Genomic DNA, 21582 nt, shown 5'->3' on the forward strand with positions numbered 1-21582 from the left:
GGCCATTGAACCCGATCGCGGCCGTCGTCATTGGCATGAGCATCATTCTTGCTGCGGCGACCTTTGCGTTCGTCGCAGACCTGCTTCGCAACACAGAGCCGAATCCGAATGAGGCAAGAATCGACCGACTCGCGCAACAGCTTGCCAAACAGGAAGGAGAAATTCAGGCGCTGCGTGCCGAACTGAGCGCTCTCAAGAGAGAGCTTTCAGAACTGGCGTCGGCTCCCCGCCCTGAACCCGTTCCGCCCACCCAGGAAGTGCCGCCGCTCGACCAACCTGACACCGAACAGTCATTCTCGGTGGACCAATTCGGTGGCATGGCGCCGCCACAGGAAACCGAAAACCTGACTGAACCGATGCAGTTGGCAAAGAAGCGCTTTAACGACGGCATCGTCCGTCCGAAGCCGGGGGTGCTCCGCGAAATCCTTGGCGAGCCGCGAACCACCTATTCCACGAGCTGCCAGCCGGTCACCAATGCGAAATTGGTGAGAACCCTGGAGACCCGCAATTTCGGGAACTTCCGCCTGACGATGATCAGGCCTGCGCTCGAATCGCTGAGCCAGGTGTTGGAGCGCCTGAAAAAGGAGGAGCCGGACATCTACGCTGCGATCGGGACAGCTGGTGCGCTTTGCGCGCGCTACGTGCGTGGTTCTGCAAAGTCCGTATCCTCGCACGCTTGGGGGGCCGCCGTCGACCTGACGCTCAAGAAGGACCTCGACAGGATGGGGGATGGCAGCACGCAATTCGGACTTGTGGTGCTCGCAGAGTTTTTCAACGATGCCGGCTGGTACTGGGGTGCGGGCTATAGTCGCGAAGATTCCATGCATTTCGAGGTCGGCGAAGCGCTGCTTCGCAAATGGGCCGCGGAGGGCAAGCTGTGAAAGACCTTACCCGATCTCCCGGTCACGAAGGAATGCGAGCGGACATTCTTCCTGCACTGGCACAGCCACTGCTTGCCCTGGCAAAGCGGGCCGAAAGCGAAAAACGGCCCGACCCGAATGAGTTGGCCGCAACTTGCCGCACACTCGTGGCTGCGTTCGAGACCGAAGCGCGTCGCAAGAACGTTCCGCCGGACTGGCTTCTGGATGCACGCGACGCGCTCGTCACTTTGCTTGATGCCCGTGCACGCAATAATCCGGCGCTGCCAGTTCGACGATGGGAGCGGGCGCTGGCGGCCGCGCTTCCGATCAGTCGCTTTGACCCAAGACGTCTCGCCGAACGGGCGGCCGAGGCGGCGCGAGGCGGTCCGGCGCGGCGTGATCTCGCCCGTTTCCTCGGCCACTGCAATGAAGCTGTTCAAGCTGCCCATTCGGCCGGTGAGAAGCATAGAACGCGGGCAGATCGCGGCCTGGTTTACTTTGCGGTCGCCTGCTTCTTCTCGATAATGGCGGCTTGGGCAATATGGGCCGAGTGGCGGTTTCGCGAGCAGCTGTTGGCGCAATTGCCTGACGTGGACCAGGTCATCGAAGCGGGCATCACTGCAACCCCTTCCGCGCGCGCGGCCCAGCTCGATGCCTTCGCCGCAGCGGTTCGCCTCATTGAGCAGGACGCTGACAGGTCACCGCTCGGCCTTGTTCGTTATCTCGAGAGCGTAGATCCCGGTGCAACTGCGCACCGCCGCTACAGCGAGGCGGCGAACGCACTTATTGCGGAGCCTCTCGCCGAGGCACTTGGGATTGCCCTGGCCACGGAAGGGGAGGCGAATGCGCTTTACGATTCCCTGCGGGCATGGTCGATACTGAAGGGAACCTCGGACTGGCAGCCACGCTTTCTGGCGGGGTGGGTCGTCGATCGGGCCCGGACCTTCCCCGAACTGGCATATCTCGCCGACCATGTTGCCGCTATGTCCAAGGCCACGCCCGCCATTCCATCTCCGGATCCCGAGACGATTGCCCAGGCCCGCCAGTTCGCTTCTGAAGGCTCGGCGAGCGAGCGCGCCTTGCTGGAACTGACGCGCGGCGAGGAAGCGGCAGCACTCCCGTCATGGTCCTTTAACAACGCTATCCCTGGCCTTGACGCGATTTTGATCCACAGTTCAGGTCTGGCGATCGAACGTGAGATCCAGGGCATCTATACGGAGGCTGGATGGAATTATGCGCGGTCAGGCGGCGCAAAGCAGGCGATCCGGCGGGCAATTTCGGAGGCTGCAACGCTTCTCACGGCTAAGGGCACGACGACGACCGAGGCCGTAATGGATCTTCTTCAAAAACACACATTGGAGGAATGGTCGCGCTACTTGGGTGACCTTCGCGTCCGGCCGTTCTCCGATCAACCCACCGCCGTAATAATCAGCGGTGCGCTGAGCGCTAGCAATTCGCCGCTTGCGGCGCTTATTCGGGAGGCCTGGCGCCAGTCCGGCGGCACCGACCGCAACCGGAGCCACGCCAACCAGCTTCGCATTGCAGCCGCATTGGGACCGGCCATACAGTTCGTCGAACAGGGGCGGATGTCGGAAATCACCCATCTCTTCGTATCGTTGAATGTCGCCCTCTCGGTTCTCGATGCAGACGCCGAGCCTGGAAAGAAATCCCTCATGGACGCGCAGGAGCGCGCCAACTCGATTGTAGCATTGCAGCAAGCCCCCCTTCTTGTGGTGCAGATCGTCGAGGATGTGATTGCCCAGACGGTTGCGCCAAGAGAGCCCGAAGCTCCTGCGGATCCTGTCCCACAGTCAAGACCACAGACACCGTGGGGGGCCGAGATCGCGACCGCCTGTCGGGCGACCGTGAATGGCCGGTACCCCTTCTTTGATGGCCCCGACGCGGATCTTTCCGCGGTGGCTCGAATTTTCGCGCCGAACGGCTCTGTGGGGAGCTATTATCGTGCGCAATTGGCGCAATTGATGGACACGTCGACGACCCCGTGGCGCTGGAAGCCGGAAGCGCGTCTTTCCGGCTACACACCGGAAAGCGCTGCCTTTTTCCAAAAAGCGCTTGCCGTGGGCGACGCTCTTTTCGAGCAGGGGGCGACTCCTCACGCTCCGGTAACGCTGGAGGCACTCGCTCAAAGAGGAGCGGCAACCATCTCGATCGGTGGTGCTCATGCTCCGGTCGTCACGTCCGGGGACGCGGTCAAGTTGACCTGGCCAGGGCCCTCGCCCACGCGCGGCTTCGAGATTTCCTTCGACAACGGCACGGTGGTCGAGAAGAAGAGCGCACGCGGTCCGTGGGGGCTTTTGCGGTTCCTGGACGGAACACGTTTGCGGCCGCGTGAGGGCGGCCGACGCTTCCTGATTGATGTGCGTGGGAAGGGCGCCCGGGCCTATCTTCAGATGTCTTTCACCAAACCCGCAAATCCCATAGCTGCGCGTGCACTGCTGCGGGGCCTAACCTGCCCACTCGCTCTCTAACCTCGGGTTTCCTGAGACATGCGGTCCGGCTTGGATCACGCTCGAGGATTGCGGAGAACACGGCGTTCCCGCGGTCCGGGTGAAGCAGGTTGACGGAAACGGTGCTCTCAAAATCGGGTCGTGGCATCCGACCAATCTGACTCAACTCGGCTGGGGCAGCAATCCCGACCTCCCGTCGGCAACCCGCAATCCGTCTGCTGCCGCGGGTGACTTCCTAGCAGATTCCTTACTTGCGCGAATGGGCCCTGCAGCGCGACAGCCAAGATGTGATCTCATCCAGATTGTCCCTCTACAGCTTCGGCCTGAAGGTAGGGGCGACGACGCGGCGCACTTACGCGGGGCGCATGCGCGAACTGATTGCCGGCCATTCGACCCTGGAGGCGATCGGGACGGCACTATTGAAGGTGCGCGACGCGCTTGTGCATGAATTTGCAGGTTTTGAGCGCAAGCTGCGCGCCATCGCCCGCCACGCACAGCGGTTGATGACGACGCCCGGCGTTGGTGTCCTGGTGGCGCTGACGTTTGTGGCGGCCGTCGATGCGTCGGAGCGATTCGGCTCATCCGGCGCGGTGGGGCCGCACTTCGGATTGACGCCGAAGAAGTATCAATCGGGCGAAACCGATCATAGCGGTCGCATCTCGAAGATCGGCGATGGCAGCGTGCGGACCGCGCTCTACGAGGCGGCCAACGTCATCCTGACGCGACCGGTCAAAGGTTCCGATCTGAAGGGCTGGGCATTGGCGGTCGCAAGGCGTGCCGGTCCCAGAAGGCGCGCGTGGCGCTGGCCCGCAAGCTGGCGGTGGTGTTGCATTGCCTGCTCAGGGACAGGACCAACTTCATTGCTCATAAGGCAGCGCCAGCCCTGGCGGCTTGATCGGAGGGACTACAAGACAGGCTTTCGGACGGGGCCCTCCGCAGCAAGGTCCCTTCGCCGGATGGGTTAGGCCGCTATGCGATCAGCAGCACGCGGTGACTGCGCCTCTAAAAGATTGGCCAACCGGTCCTCAGCAGACCCCATAGAGCAGCGGCAAAGCTCCGACTGCGGACAGAAGCAAGCACTCGGCGAGGGATTAAGTGCACAAGGGATTCACGCAACGCCCGTTACAGGAGATCGCATAATGGATCAACGGGAACGTGCTACGGCTTCCCGTCTTCCCTGCGGCGTAGGAGTTAAATGGGAAAGCGATCCATTCTTGCCAATTTTTGCCATTGCCGTTATGGTCTCTCGTATGGGCACGATGAACATTTCTCTACCGGACCACTTGAAGAGCTTCGTCGATGAGCAGGTTGCGGGGCGGGGCTACGGGACGAGCAGCGAGTATATCCGCGAACTGATCCGTCGAGATCAGGACCGTCTTGTTCTGCGCCGGCTTCTGCTTGACGGAGCATCGTCCGCACGGTCCGAACCGGTCGACGGGCATTACTTCAGCAGTCTTCGCGATCGAGCACGTGGTCGGCACAGCAAGTGAATAAATCGATTATTCCCCGAGAGCTTGCTCGCAGTGATGTCGAGGCAGCCGTCGATTACTATGCTCGCGAAGCTGGATCCGAAGTCGCTCCCGGCTTCATCGACGCCCTTGAAGATGCTTATGATCTGATCGCAAGCCATCCGGAGGCCGGATCATTGCGTTATGCATACGAGTTGGGGTTGCCTGATCTGCGGAGCGTTTCGCTGAAGCGATATCCCTATCTAATCTTTTATCGTGACCAGCCAGATCATGTCGACGTCTGGCGTGTGCTTCATGCCAAACGCGACATTCCGCAGGGGATGCAGGAGCCAGATAATCATTGAATGCAACTTTTCCGCAGCCGTGGGGCCTTGAAAGATTGTGGGGCTGCGGTTCGAATCCACTCACATCAGGTCTTTTGTCAATTGTTCATCCGAGTGGCATCGAATTTCTCCTGGGTGAGCGGATCCGCGGTCTGAGCCCATAGCAATACCGGCCCGTTCCCGGGCCTATACAACCTCACATCCGGTCGCCGCTCTCACGCGGCTGCACCATTATCCCGCATTCGACGGGCACGGGCTCAGGAGAACGGGACCAAACTCAAGATCGGCATTTAAAGGCCAAAAGGATTCCCGGTCCGTTCACCTGGATCCGTCAGGGCTGATCAGGCCCTGCGGATTAGAAACTGTGTTTCGCAGCAGTTTGTGTTTCAGGCGGTTTTCATGATCACACCTTCGATCACGACGCCGGAGCTCACATACTTCCAGAGGGCCACGAGCAGCTTACGCGCGAGCGCCACGATCATTGGGGTCTTTAAGCGGCCTGCGTTCCGAGCGATGCGTTCTTTGAACCATAACGTCAGCGTCGATTTTGGTTGATGCCGCAACCATAGCCAGGCGAGCTCGACCATGGTGGCTCGCAAACGCGGATTTCCCGCCTTGGATACACCCTGTTCGCGGTTGACGTTACCGCTTTGCCAGGGGGAGGGGCAAGGCCTGCGTACGAGGCGATTTGGCGTCGATTGTCGAAGTGTCGGAACAGCCCTTCGGTGTAGAGTATAGTAGCGAATTCTGGCCCTATTCCCTTGATGCCCAAAAGGGCGGTCGCTTCCTTCGGTGTCTCCGACGTCTCGCGGACGATCAAGGCATCTCGCTCGGCTTCTACAGCCTTGATTTGTGTGAGCAGCAATTCGAGGCGATCGAGTTCTCTGCAGATTTCTGCTTTCAAATGTTTCGAGAGCGGCCGACCATCGCCAGTCTGAAGCTCGTCCAGACGCTCGCGGCGATCTCGATTGACAGGTTGGTAATCCCGAATTCCTTGCGTGAAGAGCAGCCCCTTTATGCGATTGACGTGGAAGACACGTTCCGCAATCAGAGTTTTCCGCTCCCGTCCAATCCGTCGGTTGTCGTCTTCCTCGGGCGAGAGAAGTTTGACCATTGAGCACGCACGGGGCTCGCCACGTTTCCATGCCATCAATGCGCGGATCAGCGTTTCGCCGTCGATACGGTCCTTCGCCCGGCGATGCCGGCGCGGCATGGCAATCGATGCGGCCTCTACGATGTGGGTTTCTATCCAAGCTTCCTTGCTCAGCATTCGTCCCAGCCAGAAGCCATCCAGTCCTGCCTCTTGAATCACCACCATTGGGTAAAGTGTGTTCTTTCGCCATTTGGCCTTCTGGCGAAGCGCGGCAAAACACGAAAACGGGCCAGCAATGTCGCCTCCGGTGATGGTGTGTCGGGAAATCTTCTCGCTGCAAGGTGACAGAGCTGTCACCAGCCAGGTCGATTTGCTCAATTCCAACGAGACGAAAATTGCGCCAAGATCGACGAGAGTAGCGGTTTGCGCTTGAGATTGATCTGCTGTCATCGGCATGGTTGGCCTCCAGAGAGTTTTCTAGCGACCTCACTCTGCCACGGTGCAGGCCGCTACTCACCCCTGATGGGATCTCAAGGCGACCGTTCGTCAGCGTTGCTCCCGCAATCTATGCCAAAAGATTAAAGCTACACCCGTTGCACACCTTGTGCGTCGTCACTGGCGGCGAACAGATGCGCCAATTCGGTCAGAATATCGTTGACAGCCAATGCCGGCTCGGACAGCGGAAACTGATCCGAGACGCAAAGTGAAATTCTTACATTCATCAATGGCTTGGTGATCCGGAGAACCGCCACGTCTTCATCGGAATCGCGGGTGGCATTGGCGGCCGACCATGGCAGGATCGTCGAGCCCATGCCCGCGCTGATCGCCTTTGCCATGGTTGGTAAGGACTCGATCTCGGCAATCAATTTAGGAACCAGGCCGACGCGTCGGAAGGTCGTGTCGACGACCTTCCTTACCGTGTGGATGTTGGTCGGCAGCATCAGTTCGAGATCCGCCAGTTGCTGAACCGTGATCTCTTCCTTTCCGCTCAGGAATTCGATCCGGCTGCGTGGTGCGACCAGGAAGAGGTTCTCGTTCAAGAGCGGCTCGAAGGTCACCCCGCGAATGGGACCGGGATCGTAGATGAATGCGACGTCGAGCTTTCCGGTCATGATCATCTCGCTGATGACGCCGCCAAAATTCTCGTTGATATGGAGGAGAATGTTTGGGTAACGCGCGCGAACGGTCTGCAGCAGGGGAAGGGCGAGGACCGAAGCCGTACTGAAGGGAGCTAGCCCCACCGATACGCGTCCCGCTACCACGTTGCCGGACGACCTGATGTCGGCCTGTGCCTGATCGAGCTGACGCAGGATTATCTGTGCGTGGCGGTAGAGCGCGCGGCCTGCTTCCGTCGGCACGACCCCCTGTTTCGAGCGGATCAACAGCTTCTTTCCGAACTGGCTTTCCAGCGCAATGATCTGCTGGCTGAGCGCGGGCTGTGCGACGTGCAGGATATCGGACGCCCGTGTGAGGCTACCGATATCGACGATTTTCACGAATGCCTGTAGGCGGCGTGTATCCAACAGCGAAGTTCCTCCGACACCAAAGCATCATAGCAATCGTGGTCACCGACGAACATGCCAACAGCCTGTTTTATTGGAAGTATAACAAATACCGATCACCCCATATTCAAGTGATCTTTTGCACGGAGATGGGCGAGGTTTAGCCTTACCTTCAGCGAAAATGCGAAGGACAGGCACTCAATGGCATTCTCCGACTATAATACCGCACTTGTAACCGGGGCATCCACCGGCATGGGAGCAGTCATCGTCGAGCGGCTCCAGCGCGAAGGGTTGACGGTTCATGCCCTGGCGCGCAATGCGCAGCGTCTGAACGCCCTTTCCGAGCGATGTGGCTGCATCCCGCATGTGGTCGATATATCGGACACCAAGGCGCTCACCGCTGCGGTCGGCGGTCTCGAAATTGATGTTCTCGTCAACAATGCCGGCGTTTCCCGCACTGGCAATATTTTGACGGCGGACGAGTTCGCGGTCGACGAGCAGGTCGAGGTCAACATCCAGGCGGTGCTGCATCTCATCCGGCTGCTGATGCCAGGCATGGTCGAGCGCGACCTCGGCCATATCATCAACATCAGTTCCATTGCAGGAACCTACAATTTCGGCGGCAACACGATCTACCACGCGACGAAGGCGGCCGTTCACCAGCTTTCGCGTCAGTTGCGGGTCGATGCCTATGGGAAGCGCGTTCGCGTCACCGAAATCTGTCCGGGTCGGGTGGAAACCGAGATTTTCGGCAGACTTCTTGGCGACATGGAAGAGGCGCAGCGTCGCTTCTACGACGGTTATGAGTCACTGAAACCGGAAGACATTTCCGATGCGATCGCTTTTGCAATCGCTGCTCCGCGGCACGTCAACATCGGTCATATCGAAATTCTTCCAACGTTCCAGGTCCCAGGCGGCCTGAATTTCGAAAGGCGATCCGGCGACTGACAGAGCCGGAAAGCACCAATCAAAACAAGGGGAACACAAGATGTTCATCAGCAAACGCAATCTTCTGAAATCCGCCGCCGCTGCGGCGCTTCTTACTGCTACCGCATTCCCTGCTCTAGCGGAAATGCGTATCAATCTGGCAGACGTTCTGCCCGAAAGCAATTTCATGGTGCGCAACGCGGCGAAGTTCGCTGATGCCGTGAAGCAGGCAACCAATGGTGAGGTGGTGATTTCCGTCAAGGCGGGTGGGTCTCTCGGCTTCAAGGGTCCGGACCAACTCACGGCCGTGCGCGACGGCCTCGTCGAGATGGCCGACATCAACATCTCCCAGCAGGTCGGCGTCAATCCGCTGTTCGGTGTGGAAGGTATCCCGTTTCTGATCGGTTCGATGGAGGAACTGAAGCAATATCATGCGGTCATCCGCCCCGTGTTCGAGAAGCTCGCGGAGCAGAATAACCAGAAGATTCTCTACATGGTGCCGTCGCCGGCCCAGTACATCTATCTGAAAGTGGAAGTCGACAATCTGGAGGGGTTCAAGGGCATTCCCGTCCGTGGTGCGGACAAGAACACGGTCGACATTGTCAACGCACTGGGATTGGCCGGTGTGGCCATGCCATGGGGCGAGCTCATCCCTGCGCTTGCCTCCGGCCGAGTCGAGGGCGTTGCGACATCAGCGACTTCTGGGGTCGATGGCAAGTTCTGGGAGTTCCTGGAATATATCTATCCTACGAACCACACGTGGGGTTCGAACATGGTAACGATCAACCTCGACGTCTGGAACCAGATTCCGGCCGAACAACAATCCGCCATCGAGAAGGCGGCGCGCGACCTCGAACCCGAATTCTGGGGCGTCTCACGCCAGGGCGACGTGGACAGCATCACGGCCATGACCGAAAAGGGCATGAAGCTCGTCGAAATCTCGCCGGAGATGAGGACCGAGATGGTGGCGCGAGCAGAAGCGCTGCAGAAGGAGTTTCTGGAGCGTGTTCCCGACGCAGCACCGCTCGTCGAGCAGTACAAAGCCTCCATGAAGGCGCAGTGACATGGCGAAGGCGCCTTCATCCGCGTTCGGGGCGATAAATCACACGGGACCGGTGGCCGCGCTCCAGCGCGCGGCCGACATGCTCTCGATTGCCGGCGGACTAATCGCCGCCGGCTGTATTGCCGCCTTGACGCTTCTGGTGCTGTCCGAAATCGCCGTAGCGACGCTTTCGAAGATTATGCCCGTCGTTCCGAACAGCATTCATGTCGGTTGGGAGTATAGCGCCTATCTGATGGGTGCGTCCTTCCTGCTCGGCGCTGGCATGACGTTGCGTGCCGGTCTCCAGATCCGGGTCGAGATGCTGATGCGTGCGGGTCACGGCCGCTTTGCGCGTCTGCTCGAAATTTTCTCCAGCGCGCTCGGCTCCGCCGTATCGGCTTTCCTGGCCTACGCGCTGATCCAGTTGTCGCTGCGAACCTATCGCTTCGGCGAGGTCTCACAGGACAGCTTCACGCCCCTCTGGATCCCTCAGGCCGTGCTGGCATTCGGCGCGCTGATCCTGGCGCTGCAGATGATTGCTCGCACGCTGAGCTGTCTCGTGGGACAGCCGGTGGACCGGCCGGAACTCGGCGCTGCGACGGCTATCGAGGGATAGATGCCGTCTCGCCGCCAATGCCCAGGCGGGCGGCAACATGGAGTACATCGACATGACTGCAATCATGGGCAGCCTTTTTGCTTTTCTATTCGGCTTCCTTGCAATTGGGGCGTGGATCGGCGTTGCGCTTCTCGCGACCGCCCTCGGCCTCGGCTACCTCTTCCTGACCGCGCCAATGGACAGGCTGCTGCCGCAATACGCGTTCAATATTCTGACAACACCCGATCTGGTCGCCCTGCCGCTCTTCGTGCTGATGGGAGAGTTTCTCTTCCGCACCAAGTTGTCGAAGGCGCTGTTCTCCGGCCTGGCTCCCTGGGCGGGATTGCTCCCGGGCCGGCTCCTGCATGTGAACATTGTCGGTTGTTCGATTTTCGCCGCCATTTCCGGGTCGTCGGCGGCGACGACCCAGGTCGTCGGCCGCATGACGTTGACCGAACTGCTGCGTCGCGGCTACTCGCCGGACATAGCGATCGGCAGCCTCGCCGGAGCCGGTACGCTGGGCTTCCTCATCCCCCCGTCCACTGTGATGATCATCTACGGTGTGCTGGCGGAGGAATCTGTGCTGCGCCTGTTTACGGCCGGGTTCATTCCCGGGGTGCTGCTCGCCGGGACGTTCAGTGCCTGGATCATGCTGCACACCGCGATGCGCAAGGATCTCGTGCCGGAAAGTGAGCGGGCTCTGCGCCACATGCCATTCTCGCAGCGACTGGGGGCGCTAAGGGAGCTCGGGCCGGCCCTGTTCCTCATCGTCTGTGTGCTGGGCTCAATGTATGCCGGCATTGCCACGCCGACGGAAGCGGCAGCGCTTGGCGTGCTCGGCGCGTTCATCCTCTCCTGGTCACAGAAAGCGCTGTCGATCGGAGTGTTGCGCGACATTGCCCTCGGCGCCGTTCAGACCTGTTCTGTGATGGGGATCATCATTCTCGGTGCAACCGTTCTCGGCAATATCAGCGCGACGCTCGGTATTCCCGATGCGGTGGCTGCGACGGTTTCGGCCTGGCAACTGTCACCGATCACGCTGATTATCGCACTGATGGTGCTCTACCTGATCCTCGGCACCGCCCTCGAAGGCTTCTCGATGATCGCCACGACATTGCCGGTCGTCCTGCCGATCGTGGAGCAGGCCGGCTTCGACAAGGTGTGGTTCGGCGTTTTTATCGTGCTCGTCGTCGAGATGGCCCAGATCACGCCGCCCGTCGCATTCAATTTCGCAGTGATCCAGAACATCACCGGGCGGGGCACGGGCTATATCGCTCGGGTAACGATGCCCTATCTTCTGATCATGATGGGCTTTGTCGTCTTCCTTGCACTCTTTCCGCAGATCGTGACATTCCTGCCGGACCTGATCTTGGGATAATCGCTCACGACTGCACAAACAGAATGGGCGGGTCCAAGACCCGCCCATCGTGATTCCAGGGTCTGTCTGACAGGCGATCACTCGTCGGTCGTGAGGCCCTTGGCGGCGAGCACAGCTGCAAGATTGCTGACTTCAATCACGCTCTTTCCCGCCTTGTAGGCAGCGATATAGCCTGCTTCGGCTTCCTCGCGTTCCTTCGATTTGACCGCGACGGCGTCGGCTTGCTCCCGCCGAACGACGACCACGCCGTCGGCATCGCCCCGGATGACATCGCCCGGGCGGATGAGTTCGCCTCCGACGATCACGTCGGCGTTGATCTGGCCCAGCGTCTCCTTGACCGTTCCCTTGACGCAAAGACTGAGCGAGAACACGGGCAGGCCGAGCTTGATGAGGTCGGCGCTGTCGCGAACGCCGGTGTCGGTGACGACACCGGCAATGCCCTTGGCCAGGCAGGCATTGGCGAGCACGTCGCCAAACGAACCGGCTTCCTCGTATTCGCCGGCTGAAACGACGATCACGTCTCCTGGCTTCGCATAGGCGATCGCCACCTGCAGCATGATGTTGTCGCGCGGCGCACATTTGACCGTAAAAGCCGGTCCGCAGACCGACATGGCGCGATCCACCGGCTTGATGCGCGAGTTGAGCGCGCCGAGCCGCCCCTGCGCCTCATGGATGGTGGCAACGCTATGGCGCGACAGCACCTCCACGCTTTCGGGAGACGCGCGCTCGATTTTTGTCCGGACATGGACCATGGGATTCCTCCTTGGAAAAAGCGGCGCTGGCCGCATCGGGTCATTCGAAACGTCAGGAGAGCGAGGCGCACGCCTTGGCGATGCGGTCACATGCCTCGTTGATTTGTGCCTTGGATGTAGCGATCGACAGCCGGAAATAGGGTGACAGCCCGTAGGCCGCGCCATGGATGGCAGCAACGCCGCAATCCAGAAGATAAAGGACAAAGTCGAGGTCGTTGGCGATCGTCCGGCCATCCGGCGCGGACATCCCGATGACACCGCTGCAATTGACGAACAGGTAGAAAGCGCCGCTCGGGGCGGTGCAGGAAATGCCCTCGATGGCGTTCAATCGCTCGACGGCGAGATCCCGACGCTTGCGATACGCTGCGACGCTCTCCGCAACGAAGCTCTGGTTCCCTTCGAGCGCAGTTGTGGCCGCGGCCTGGCTGATCGAAGAGGGGCACGAGGAGATCTGCGACTGGAGCTTGTTGATGGCGGCGACGAGCGCTGCGGGTCCCGCGCCGTATCCGATGCGCCATCCGGTCATGGCGTAGCTTTTCGATACACCGTTCACGAGGAAAATTCGGTCGGCGAGGTGCGGGGCGGCTTCTACGAGGCTGACGGCCTTGCCGTCGCCGAACCAGATTTCGTCATAGATTTCGTCCGTCAGCACCCAGACATGCGGATGGCGCTCCAGGACGGCCGCGAGCGCCGCCAGCTCCGCGCGCGAATAGGTGGCACCCGTCGGGTTGGAAGGCGCATTGAGGATGAGCCAGCGCGTCTTCGCCGTGATCGCCGCTTCGAGCGCCTCCGGCCTCAGCTTGAAGCCGTCCGCTTCGGTGCAGGGGACGATGACGGGCTTGCCCTCATTTGCCAGCACCATGTCGGGATAGGACACCCAGTAGGGCGCCGGAATGATGACTTCGGCGCCATTGTCGACCGATGCCATCAGGGCCAGAAAAAGGATCTGCTTGCCGCCGCCGCCGACGGTGATCGCGTCGAGCGGATAGACCTGGCCCGTATGGCGCTCGAGCCGTGCGGCGATTGCCCGCCGCAGGGCCTGGGTGCCATTGACGGGTGTGTACTTGGTGTCGCCGGCGCGAATTGCGGCGATACCCGCCTCCTTGACGGCTGCCGGCGTATCGAAATCCGGCTCGCCGACCGTCATGTCGACGATGTCACGGCCAGCCGCCTTCAGGTCGCGTGCGCGGGCTGCTGCCGCGGTGCTCGGGGAGGGTTTGATGCGCTCGACTCGCGCGGCGGGCTGGAAGTCGGCCATGGGTCACCTCATTACCGGTTCTTTGCGTGTGGAAAGGTCACGCGGAATCATAGGATGCGCAGGAGGTGAGGGCTAAGACGGATTCGGTCTGGCGTAATAGCCACGGGCAATGGCGCGGCTGCGGTTCACCGTCATCAAAAGTTGATCTGACCCCATCGTCCGAGGCTTATGATAGCGTTTCTCAATCCTCGGTTCGTCCTGCAACGCCACCCGCCGCTGTTGGACCGACCGGCAGCAGCGCAGGTTGAGAATGGACATCGAAAAGCTCAAGACCGTGATGCAGTGGATGGCGGCTTCCCCGCTGGTGGAGCTGGAACTCACCGAGGGTGACCAGCATATCAAGCTGGTCAGGGCGGGTGGCACGCCTTCCCGGGCGATGCCGCCAATAAGAGATCCAGGCACTGGCTCGGCCCTGACGACGCCGCAGCCCGAAAGTGTTTCCAGGAAGTTCGTCGATGCCCCTGTCTTTGGCATCGTCCACCTGTCGACCTCGGCGAGCGAGCCTGCCTTTGTCGGGGTGGGGCGCTCGGTAAAGTCTGGCGACACGCTTTGCCTCATCGAAGCAATGAAGGTCTTTACAACCATCGAGGCACCCTGCGACGGCGTGATATCCGACATCCTCGTCAAGGCAGGCGGCGAAGTGGCGATGGGACAACCGCTCTTCCTCATCGAATCGGAAGCGCAATGACTCGGGATCCGCAGACCAGGCCGTTCGAAACCGTCCTCATCGCCAACCGCGGCGAGATTGCGCTTCGTATCCAGCGCGCCTGCCACACGCTCGGCTTGCGCTGCGTCTGCGCCTATTCCGAGGCCGACAGAGACGCCCCGTACCTTCGGAGCGCCGACGCAGCGATCTGCATCGGCCCGGCGCCGGCGACGAAGAGCTATCTGAATGTAGAGGCTATCCTCATTGCGGCCGAAATCACCGGCGCTGAGGCCATTCATCCCGGCTATGGCTTCCTGTCCGAAAATGCCGACTTCGCCGACGCGGTCGCTCGCTCGGGCCGCGTCTTCGTCGGTCCTGCGGCATCGGCGATTCGAACCATGGGCAACAAGGTCGCCGCGAAGAAGGCGATGATCGCCGCCGGCGTGCCCTGTGTGCCCGGCTCCAGCGAGGCGCTCGGCGACGACGCGGTGATCGCGCGCATCGCCGAAGAAGTCGGTTATCCGATTATCCTCAAGGCGGCCGGTGGCGGCGGCGGGCGCGGCATGCGAGTCGTTCGATCGCAAGCCGAGCTCGCCAAGGCGGCCGCCATAACCCGCGAGGAGGCTCAGCGTTTCTTCGCTAATCCCGATATCTACATCGAGAAATTCCTGGAGCGGCCGCGCCACGTAGAGATCCAGGTGCTGTGCGACGGCCATGGAGAAGCCGTCTGGCTCAGCGACCGCGACTGCTCGCTGCAGCGGCGTCACCAGAAGGTCATAGAGGAGGCGCCGGCGCCCGGTATCGACCGCGAGGCGATCGCCGCCATCGGCGAGCGCTGTGCGAAAGCGTGCCGGCAGATCGGCTATGTCGGGGCGGGCACCTTCGAGTTTCTCTATGAGGATGGCGCGTTCTACTTCATCGAGATGAACACGCGCGTGCAGGTCGAGCATCCTGTGACGGAAATGATTACCGGCATCGACATCGTTGCCGCACAGTTGCGCATCGCCCGCGGCGAACCCTTGGGCTTTCGCCAGCAAGACATCCGCATCTGCGGCCATTCGCTCGAATGCCGAATCAACGCGGAGGATCCCTTCAACTTTGCGCCGCAGCCCGGCCGGATCGACGAGCTTGTCTTGCCCGGCGGCCCCGGCGTGCGAGTCGATACCCATGTCACGCGCGGTTACACTATCCCCTCAAGCTACGATTCCATGATCGCCAAACTGATCGTGCACGGCAGCACCCGAGACGAGGCGCTGGCGCGCATGCGCCGTGCCCTCTCCGAGCTGGTCATCGATGGCCCCGCCTGCAACGCAGCGCTGCACATGGAGTTACTCAACGAGGAGAACTTCGTCGCCGGTGGCGTGGATATCCATCACCTGGAAAGACTGCTGTCGGAGAGGAGTGCTGCATGAGTGCCGCGGCCGTGAACCTGGAGAAGCCACGCATAACGCCGCTCGGCTCCTGCGCCATCCTGTTCGAGGCACCGGGTGCCTTCGACATCGAGCACCAGCGCCGGATCTGGGCGCTCGCCGATGCCGCTGTCACCTGGGGTTCAGTGGTTGAGGCCGTGCCCGGCATGACCAATCTCATGCTCATCCTCTCCCGTCCACCGGGCGACCTTGATAAATTCAGGACGCTGCTCCTGGCGGCCTGGGAGACCGGCGCGGAAAAGCACGTCGAGCCGACCGTGCTGACGATCCCGATCGTCTATGGGGGCGAGGGCGGTCCTCATCTTCACGAAGTCGCGGACAGAACCGGGCTCTCCGTCGACGAGGTCGTCCGCATCCACACCGAACCGGATTACACGGTCTATGCCGTCGGCAGCCATGCAGGCTACTGCTATCTTGGCGGCCTCGATGCGCGACTCTTCATGCCGCGTCGCAAGGTGCCGCTGGCCAGCATTCCGGCCGGCTCGCTCTCGGTTGCCGGCATGCAGACAGGCGTTTCCGCCTCGCCGGGGCCGAGCGGCTGGCACACCATCGGTCGTGCCGAGATCAGCTTCTTCGATCCCGAGCGTCGGCCGCCAGCACTGTTAAAACCGGGTGACGTCATCCGGTTCAGGCGGGAGCGGGTCGTCGGATGATCGAGATTCTCTCCACACCATCGCTGGTTACAGTGCAGGATCTCGGCCGGAGCGGCTTCTACCGCTACGGCGTCTGCCGGTCGGGCGCCATGGACCGGTTGTCACTTGCCATCGGCAACCTGCTGCTCGGCAACGACCGAAACGCCGCTGGGTTGGAAATTCCCATCCTGCCGCTTCGGCTGCGCTTCGAGGCGGACGTGAACTTTGCGGTGACAGGCGCAGACTGCTCCGCCGAACTCGACGGCCGCCCGCTGCCGCCCTTCTGGGCCGCCCGGGCCCGCGCCGGGGAGGTGCTGACGCTCGCCGCGCCGCGCGCCGGCTGCCGTGCCTATCTCTGCCTGGCCGGAGGCGTCGACGTGCCGGAGGTGCTGTCCTCGCGCAGCACGCAATTGCGCGAGACGTTCGGCGGCCTGGATGGACGCGCACTCGTCAAGGGCGACCGCATCAAGGAAGTGGGCAATGACGTTGTCTTGCCAGAGGGCGGTCTCGGAGCCGTGCCGCCGGCCGCGGCTCTGGCCGACGCAGATGCTCCGGCAACCACAGTGCGCGTGATCCCAGCCGCGGAACACGCTGACTACGACGAACCTTCGAGGGCGGCCTTTTGGGCCGCGGACTGGAAGGTGACGGTGCAAAGCAACCGGGCCGGCTATCGGCTCAAGGGACCGGAACTGCAACTGCGGCGCCCGATCGAGTTGCGGTCTCATGGCGTGGTGCCCGGGGTAATCCAGGTGCCTGCCGGCGGGCAGCCGATAATCCAACTGGCGGACGCGGCCACTATGGGCGGCTATCCGAAGATTGGTGTGGTGATCGACGCGGATCTCTGGCGAATAGCGCAGGCGCGACCAGGGGACAGCCTGCGCTTCATCGAAACGGACGTGGCGGGCGCCGCGCTCGTCCACGAGGAGACGGAAGCCTACCTCGACGGCCTCGAACACGATGCGGGCCGGCAGCACCGGCTTTCAGCGGCATGGAGGACCTGATGACTGCAGAGGCGCTGAACGAAATTCTGGACCTGATGCTCAAATATGGGTTTGCAGAGGGTTCCTTTTCTGACGGCAAGGATAGCGTCGCGATGCGGCTGGGGCCGGCCGCAGAGACGCATCAGGCGGAAGAAAAGGGGCCGGTCGCCGACGCCGCGCCGGAGACGCTCTCTACAGTCTCTATTGGATGGCTCAGCTTCGTGCATCCGGCACGGCCGGGAGAAAGCTGCTCCGAGGGAGACGCGGTCGGAGCAGGGGCAAAGGTTGCCTATGTGACTACGGGCGCCACCATCACATCGGTAACGGCGGACCGCCGGGGCGTGCTTGGCCGCAAGCTCCGCAAGGAAGGCGACGTCGTGGGATACGGCACGCCGGTCTTCGAGTTCAGGTCACATGAGGACGGCTAGCGGAGATTCTACAATGCGGATCGACATTAATGCGGATCTCGGCGAGGGTTTCGGCCCCTATACGATCGCCGACGATGCGGCGCTCATGCCGCTCATCACTTCTGCGAATGTCGCTTGCGGCTATCATGCCGGAGATCCGGTCATCATGGACCGGACGGTGCGGCTCGCAAAAGAGCACGGGGTCGATATTGGCGCCCATGTCAGCTATCCGGACCGTATGGGCTTCGGGCGGCGTGTCATACCGATGGATGCCAACGAGCTAGAGAAGCACGTGTTGTTCCAATTGGGAGCGCTACATGCGATCGCTAGGGCTGCTGGACACCGCATCACCCATCTCAATCCTCATGGTGCGCTCGGCAATCAGGCGTCGGCTGATGCGGGTATTGCCGAAACGCTGGTGAAGGCGGCATACGCTTTCGATCCGGACATCCGCTTTCTCGTGCTCCCCGGGTCCTCCCTGGAACGGGCCGCGTCGGCCGCCGGCATGAAGTGTCACCGCCTCTTCCTGGCGGATCGCGCCTACACTCAAGACCGTCAACTGGCGCCGCGCTCGCTCCCCGGCGCGGTGATCAAGGATAGAGACCTGGTGGTTGCGCGGCTTCTCCGACTCCTGCGGGATCAAACCGTCGAAACCATCGATGGCCAAACCATCAATATGGATGTGCAGTCTATCCTGGTGCATTCCGACACCCCGGGCGCGGTTGATTTGGCTAGGGAAATCCTCCGCGCCCTACAAGCCCGGGGCACGGACATCGTTTCGCTGTCGCAGCTTGGGGATAATTGCGCTTAAGCGCTCGAAAAATCGCATAATGTATCAAGGGGAACCGCGTTGCTCCACACCGGCATCATGAACGACTAGGCTGCGCCTTGACGGAGTTCCTCGATCAGTTCGGGATGGTGATCGAGTAGACGTAACAACTGGCTGGTCGGGCCGCTTGGCTCGACCAACCCCCGCTCGTACTTGTCGAAGGCATTTTCCCCCACCTTGAGCAGGCCGCCAGCCTCGCGCTGAGACAGTTTCAGTTTCTTGCGTACCCTTTTTATGGTGGCAGGCGAGGGAATGCCTTCGACCTCCTCCTTCAACGCCCTTAAGGCCGCGTCGGTAACGGCCATGTCATCACCGAAATGAACGCCTTCATCACCGTTTTCCGGATAGTAGCCCGGAAGTTCGACGGTTTTGCTCTTGCCCTTGTAGATAACCACGAAGGGGCGCACCCCGCGACGTAGCGTCTCGCCGGTCTCTGGGGAGACCATCGTGTCGGGCAGATCCCTTTTCGATACTGCCATGCTCATTTCTCCTTGAACGACATGACGACAAACTCGGTGATGACGTCCGCCTGGAACTTCACGTAAAGAACCATGCCGCGTGCTGGCACATGATAAACGTCCTGCCAAGCGCGATGATCCGCAAAGGTCGTCATCGTAAAACATCCGCCGCTCGATCCCGGCGATCGCTTCCACAACACCTGCCCGGTCGAAGCCCAATGTGGTGGCATCGCGTAGCGCGGTTGAGGTCATCGCAAGCGTCTCGACCGATCCGAGCGCTGCCTTGATTGCCTCGAGATCGTAGGTCGGGCGCAATTTCTCCATGCCCTATATGCCACCTTAATGGGGCGTTTCAAGAGAGGCTTGTGGAAGTGCACGATTGGCGCATGTGCGGCTCGCCGCGAAGGTAGCTCTCATCACGCCAAGGGACCGAGTCTTGTCATCGTTCGCACGAGAAATCGTAATTTGCGAAGGCCTGTCACGCGTTCTTTTTCGACGTGAACGGGTATTCGGTTCGATCCCCATCAATGCGAGGGATGCTCAATCGACTGCACCAAAGTGACGGCCTCTGGAGTGTGCACCCCTTGGGGCAGACTGACCCATGTCCACCCCAAGGGGCGCACTCCACTCGGCGGGATGTTTGGGTCCGAACTGTGTCGTTAGCGACGGGGGGTCGTGTGAGGAATGTCTCTATCACTCTCGCCATCTCCGGTCCCTGGCGAGGTTGTGGTGCAAATAACCCGGAATGATTGTCAGTCGCGTGCTTGAGAACTCGATGCAATCCATTCCGGTCCGAAAAATTCAGCGATATGCAGCACGGAGCCGGAAACGTGATCGGCAAAGATCAGCAACACGGCACCCGTCGTTAATCGTTCAGAACGGCAATCGCGCGCTTTCCTTGACTTCCTTCATGACAAAGAACGTTCGCGTCTGCCGGACGCCCGGCAGCGCAATCAGCTTCTCGCCATGCAACTTGTTGAAATCCCCCATATCGCGAACGCGGATCTTCAGCAGATAGTCGAAGTCACCGGCGACCAGATTGCAATCAAGAACTTCTTTCAACTCCATCACGGCGCCTTCAAAGGCCGCGAAACTCTCCGGCGTCGAGCGATCGAGCACCACGCCGACCATGACCAAGGCGCCAAGCCCGACTGCTGCGGGTGCCACCTCCGCCCGCACGCCGGTGATGTAGCCCTCATCGAATAGCCGTTGCGTCCGCCTGTGGCAGGTCGCGGCGCTGACATTTACGCGCTGCGCCAGATCGGCATTGGTGAGGCGGCCGTCGGATTGCAGGGCGCGCAGGATCTTGAGATCGATCCTGTCAAATTCGCCTGTGGAAGATTCTTTCACAATGTCACCTACCAACAGAAGAAATGCATCATTCTGCTAGAAACCTATTCCATATAGGTAAGTTCGGCAACGAATTTAGAGAGCACCTTTCAAGCCTTTTCTCCTATCCTCCGGCCTCGAAAATCGGCACGGAGGCCATGATCGATGTCACTGCTTGAGAAGTTCGAACGTTACCCACTCACTTTCGGCCCGACGCCGATCGAGCATCTGCCGCGGTTGACGGCGGCGCTCGGCGGCAAGGTGCAGATCTACGCCAAGCGCGAGGACTGCAATTCCGGCCTCGCCATGGGCGGTAACAAACTCAGAAAGCTCGAATATATCGTGCCGGATGCGATCGCCTCCGGCGCCGATACGCTGGTGTCGATCGGCGGCGTGCAATCAAACCATACTCGCATGGTTGCGGCCACCGCCGCCAAGATCGGCATGAAATGCGTTGTCATTCAGGAAAAATGGGTGCCGCATTACGATTCGGTCTATGATCGCGTCGGCAATATCCTGATGACGCGGCTGATGGGAGCGGACAGCCGGCTGGTTGACGACGGCTTCGACATCGGCATCCGCAAGAGCTGGGAGGATGCGATCCAGTCGGTGAAGGACGCCGGCGGCAAACCCTATCCGATCCCGGCCGGCGCCTCGGTGCACAAATACGGCGCACTCGGCTACGTCGGTTTCGCCGAGGAAGTCGCCGCACAGGAGAAAGAGCTCGGCTTCATCTTCGACTACATTATCGTCTGCGTCGTCACCGGCTCGACCCAAGGCGGCATGATCGTGGGCTTCGCCGCACACGACCGGGCCGAGCGGGTGATCGGCATCGATGCATCGGGGACGCTCGAGCAGACCCGCGCGCAGGTGCGCAAGATCGTCGATTCCACTGCCGACCTGGTTGGCCTCAACCGAGCGATCCGCGAAAACGAGATCGTCATCAATCCCGATTATGCCTATCCCGCCTATGGCGTACCATCGGAGGAAACCAATGCGGCGATCCGGCTTGCCGCCCGCACCGAGGCGATGATCACCGATCCGGTCTATGAGGGCAAATCCATGCAGGGACTGATCGACCTGACGCGCAAGGGTTTCTTCCCGGAGGGGTCTCGGGTTCTCTACGCCCATCTCGGCGGCGCGCCGGCGCTGAACGGCTACAGCTACTACTACAAGGACGGCTGAGCCCTTGCCGAATTCTGTC

At 61.0% G+C, this 21582-nt stretch carries 21 protein-coding genes and 1 pseudogene; 16 read left to right on the top strand and 6 right to left on the bottom strand.

The features are described from left to right. Window positions 1-5: 5 nt before the first annotated feature. From AC4P1R_RS25235 to AC4P1R_RS25255, 5 genes are all read left to right on the top strand, one after another. Window positions 6-881 carry a M15 family metallopeptidase gene (locus AC4P1R_RS25235; protein WP_273360905.1) on the top strand — a complete coding sequence of 292 codons (876 nt, stop codon included), beginning with the start codon at window positions 6-8 and terminating at the stop codon, window positions 879-881. Further along, entirely contained in the window at window positions 878-3349 is a 2472-nt protein-coding gene (locus tag AC4P1R_RS25240; RefSeq protein WP_492178212.1) for an ImcF-related family protein, read from the top strand. Before AC4P1R_RS25235 ends, AC4P1R_RS25240 begins: the two co-directional genes overlap by 4 nt. Window positions 3350-3579: 230 nt before the next feature. Next, on the top strand, window positions 3580-4293 hold the full coding sequence (locus AC4P1R_RS25245) for a transposase (RefSeq protein ID WP_492178213.1): 714 nt from the start codon (window positions 3580-3582) through the stop codon (window positions 4291-4293). Window positions 4294-4542: 249 nt separating this feature from the next. After that, entirely contained in the window at window positions 4543-4818 is a 276-nt protein-coding gene (locus tag AC4P1R_RS25250) for a type II toxin-antitoxin system ParD family antitoxin (RefSeq protein ID WP_020479825.1), read from the top strand. Next, the gene (locus AC4P1R_RS25255) at window positions 4815-5141 is read left to right on the top strand and encodes a type II toxin-antitoxin system RelE/ParE family toxin (protein WP_492178214.1); all 327 of its coding nucleotides are present in this window, start codon (window positions 4815-4817) and stop codon (window positions 5139-5141) included. The genes AC4P1R_RS25250 and AC4P1R_RS25255 overlap by 4 nt, the downstream gene beginning before the upstream one ends. Window positions 5142-5506: 365 nt before the next feature. Here the strand turns inward: AC4P1R_RS25255 and AC4P1R_RS25260 are convergent. Next, a pseudogene (locus AC4P1R_RS25260) lies at window positions 5507-6669 on the bottom strand (IS110 family RNA-guided transposase). 128 nt (window positions 6670-6797) lie between these two features. Then, a complete protein-coding gene (nac, locus tag AC4P1R_RS25265; protein WP_273361804.1) occupies window positions 6798-7736 on the bottom strand; it encodes a nitrogen assimilation transcriptional regulator NAC in 939 nt (312 codons plus the stop codon). A 180-nt stretch (window positions 7737-7916) separates the two neighbouring features. Between nac and AC4P1R_RS25270 the strand changes: the two genes are divergently transcribed. The 4 genes from AC4P1R_RS25270 to AC4P1R_RS25285 are packed head-to-tail and all read left to right on the top strand — an operon-like array spanning window position 7917 to window position 11657. Beyond that, window positions 7917-8663, top strand: coding sequence for an SDR family oxidoreductase (locus tag AC4P1R_RS25270; RefSeq protein WP_273361806.1), 747 nt, complete (start codon window positions 7917-7919; stop codon window positions 8661-8663). A 40-nt stretch (window positions 8664-8703) separates the two neighbouring features. Continuing rightward, a complete protein-coding gene (locus tag AC4P1R_RS25275) occupies window positions 8704-9705 on the top strand; it encodes a TRAP transporter substrate-binding protein (RefSeq protein ID WP_273361808.1) in 1002 nt (333 codons plus the stop codon). 1 nt (window position 9706) lies between these two features. Further along, entirely contained in the window at window positions 9707-10300 is a 594-nt protein-coding gene (locus AC4P1R_RS25280) for a TRAP transporter small permease subunit (protein ID WP_151613159.1), read from the top strand. A gap of 52 nt (window positions 10301-10352) precedes the next feature. Continuing rightward, on the top strand, window positions 10353-11657 hold the full coding sequence (locus AC4P1R_RS25285) for a TRAP transporter large permease (RefSeq protein WP_151613160.1): 1305 nt from the start codon (window positions 10353-10355) through the stop codon (window positions 11655-11657). Window positions 11658-11734: 77 nt separating this feature from the next. Here the strand turns inward: AC4P1R_RS25285 and AC4P1R_RS25290 are convergent, their stop codons facing one another. Then, window positions 11735-12409: a 4-carboxy-4-hydroxy-2-oxoadipate aldolase/oxaloacetate decarboxylase gene (locus AC4P1R_RS25290; RefSeq protein ID WP_151613161.1), complete on the bottom strand. Its 675-nt coding sequence runs from the start codon at window positions 12407-12409 to the stop codon at window positions 11735-11737. 52 nt (window positions 12410-12461) lie between these two features. Continuing rightward, window positions 12462-13667, bottom strand: coding sequence for an aspartate transaminase (locus AC4P1R_RS25295; protein WP_151613162.1), 1206 nt, complete (start codon window positions 13665-13667; stop codon window positions 12462-12464). A gap of 250 nt (window positions 13668-13917) precedes the next feature. On the opposite strand from AC4P1R_RS25295, the gene AC4P1R_RS25300 reads away from it, so the two are divergent. From AC4P1R_RS25300 to AC4P1R_RS25325, 6 genes are read left to right on the top strand one after another with little or no spacing between them, the layout of a single operon-like run. Then, the gene (locus AC4P1R_RS25300) at window positions 13918-14355 is read left to right on the top strand and encodes an acetyl-CoA carboxylase biotin carboxyl carrier protein (protein ID WP_151613163.1); all 438 of its coding nucleotides are present in this window, start codon (window positions 13918-13920) and stop codon (window positions 14353-14355) included. Further along, window positions 14352-15725 carry an acetyl-CoA carboxylase biotin carboxylase subunit gene (accC, locus tag AC4P1R_RS25305; protein ID WP_151613164.1) on the top strand — a complete coding sequence of 458 codons (1374 nt, stop codon included), beginning with the start codon at window positions 14352-14354 and terminating at the stop codon, window positions 15723-15725. The genes AC4P1R_RS25300 and accC overlap by 4 nt, the downstream gene beginning before the upstream one ends. Next, a complete protein-coding gene (gene pxpB, locus AC4P1R_RS25310; RefSeq protein ID WP_273361813.1) occupies window positions 15722-16396 on the top strand; it encodes a 5-oxoprolinase subunit PxpB in 675 nt (224 codons plus the stop codon). Before accC ends, pxpB begins: the two co-directional genes overlap by 4 nt. After that, on the top strand, window positions 16393-17376 hold the full coding sequence (locus tag AC4P1R_RS25315; protein ID WP_151613166.1) for a 5-oxoprolinase subunit C family protein: 984 nt from the start codon (window positions 16393-16395) through the stop codon (window positions 17374-17376). Before pxpB ends, AC4P1R_RS25315 begins: the two co-directional genes overlap by 4 nt. Beyond that, window positions 17376-17783 carry a biotin/lipoyl attachment domain-containing protein gene (locus AC4P1R_RS25320; protein WP_151613167.1) on the top strand — a complete coding sequence of 136 codons (408 nt, stop codon included), beginning with the start codon at window positions 17376-17378 and terminating at the stop codon, window positions 17781-17783. The genes AC4P1R_RS25315 and AC4P1R_RS25320 overlap by 1 nt, the downstream gene beginning before the upstream one ends. A gap of 13 nt (window positions 17784-17796) precedes the next feature. Further along, entirely contained in the window at window positions 17797-18573 is a 777-nt protein-coding gene (locus AC4P1R_RS25325; protein ID WP_273361816.1) for a LamB/YcsF family protein, read from the top strand. Between the two features lie 65 nt (window positions 18574-18638). Here AC4P1R_RS25325 and AC4P1R_RS25330 read toward each other — a convergent pair whose 3' ends face one another. Both AC4P1R_RS25330 and AC4P1R_RS25335 read right to left on the bottom strand, forming a co-directional pair. After that, entirely contained in the window at window positions 18639-19373 is a 735-nt protein-coding gene (locus AC4P1R_RS25330) for a type II toxin-antitoxin system MqsR family toxin (RefSeq protein WP_492178215.1), read from the bottom strand. A gap of 549 nt (window positions 19374-19922) precedes the next feature. Next, a complete protein-coding gene (locus AC4P1R_RS25335) occupies window positions 19923-20399 on the bottom strand; it encodes an Lrp/AsnC family transcriptional regulator (protein ID WP_069461355.1) in 477 nt (158 codons plus the stop codon). A 144-nt stretch (window positions 20400-20543) separates the two neighbouring features. On the opposite strand from AC4P1R_RS25335, the gene AC4P1R_RS25340 reads away from it, so the two are divergent. Further along, window positions 20544-21563 (top strand): 1-aminocyclopropane-1-carboxylate deaminase, encoded by a 1020-nt coding sequence (locus tag AC4P1R_RS25340; RefSeq protein ID WP_151613170.1) that lies wholly within the window; start codon window positions 20544-20546, stop codon window positions 21561-21563. Window positions 21564-21582 lie beyond the last annotated feature (19 nt).

The sequence above is a fragment of the Sinorhizobium sp. Y406 genome (assembly GCF_058732025.1).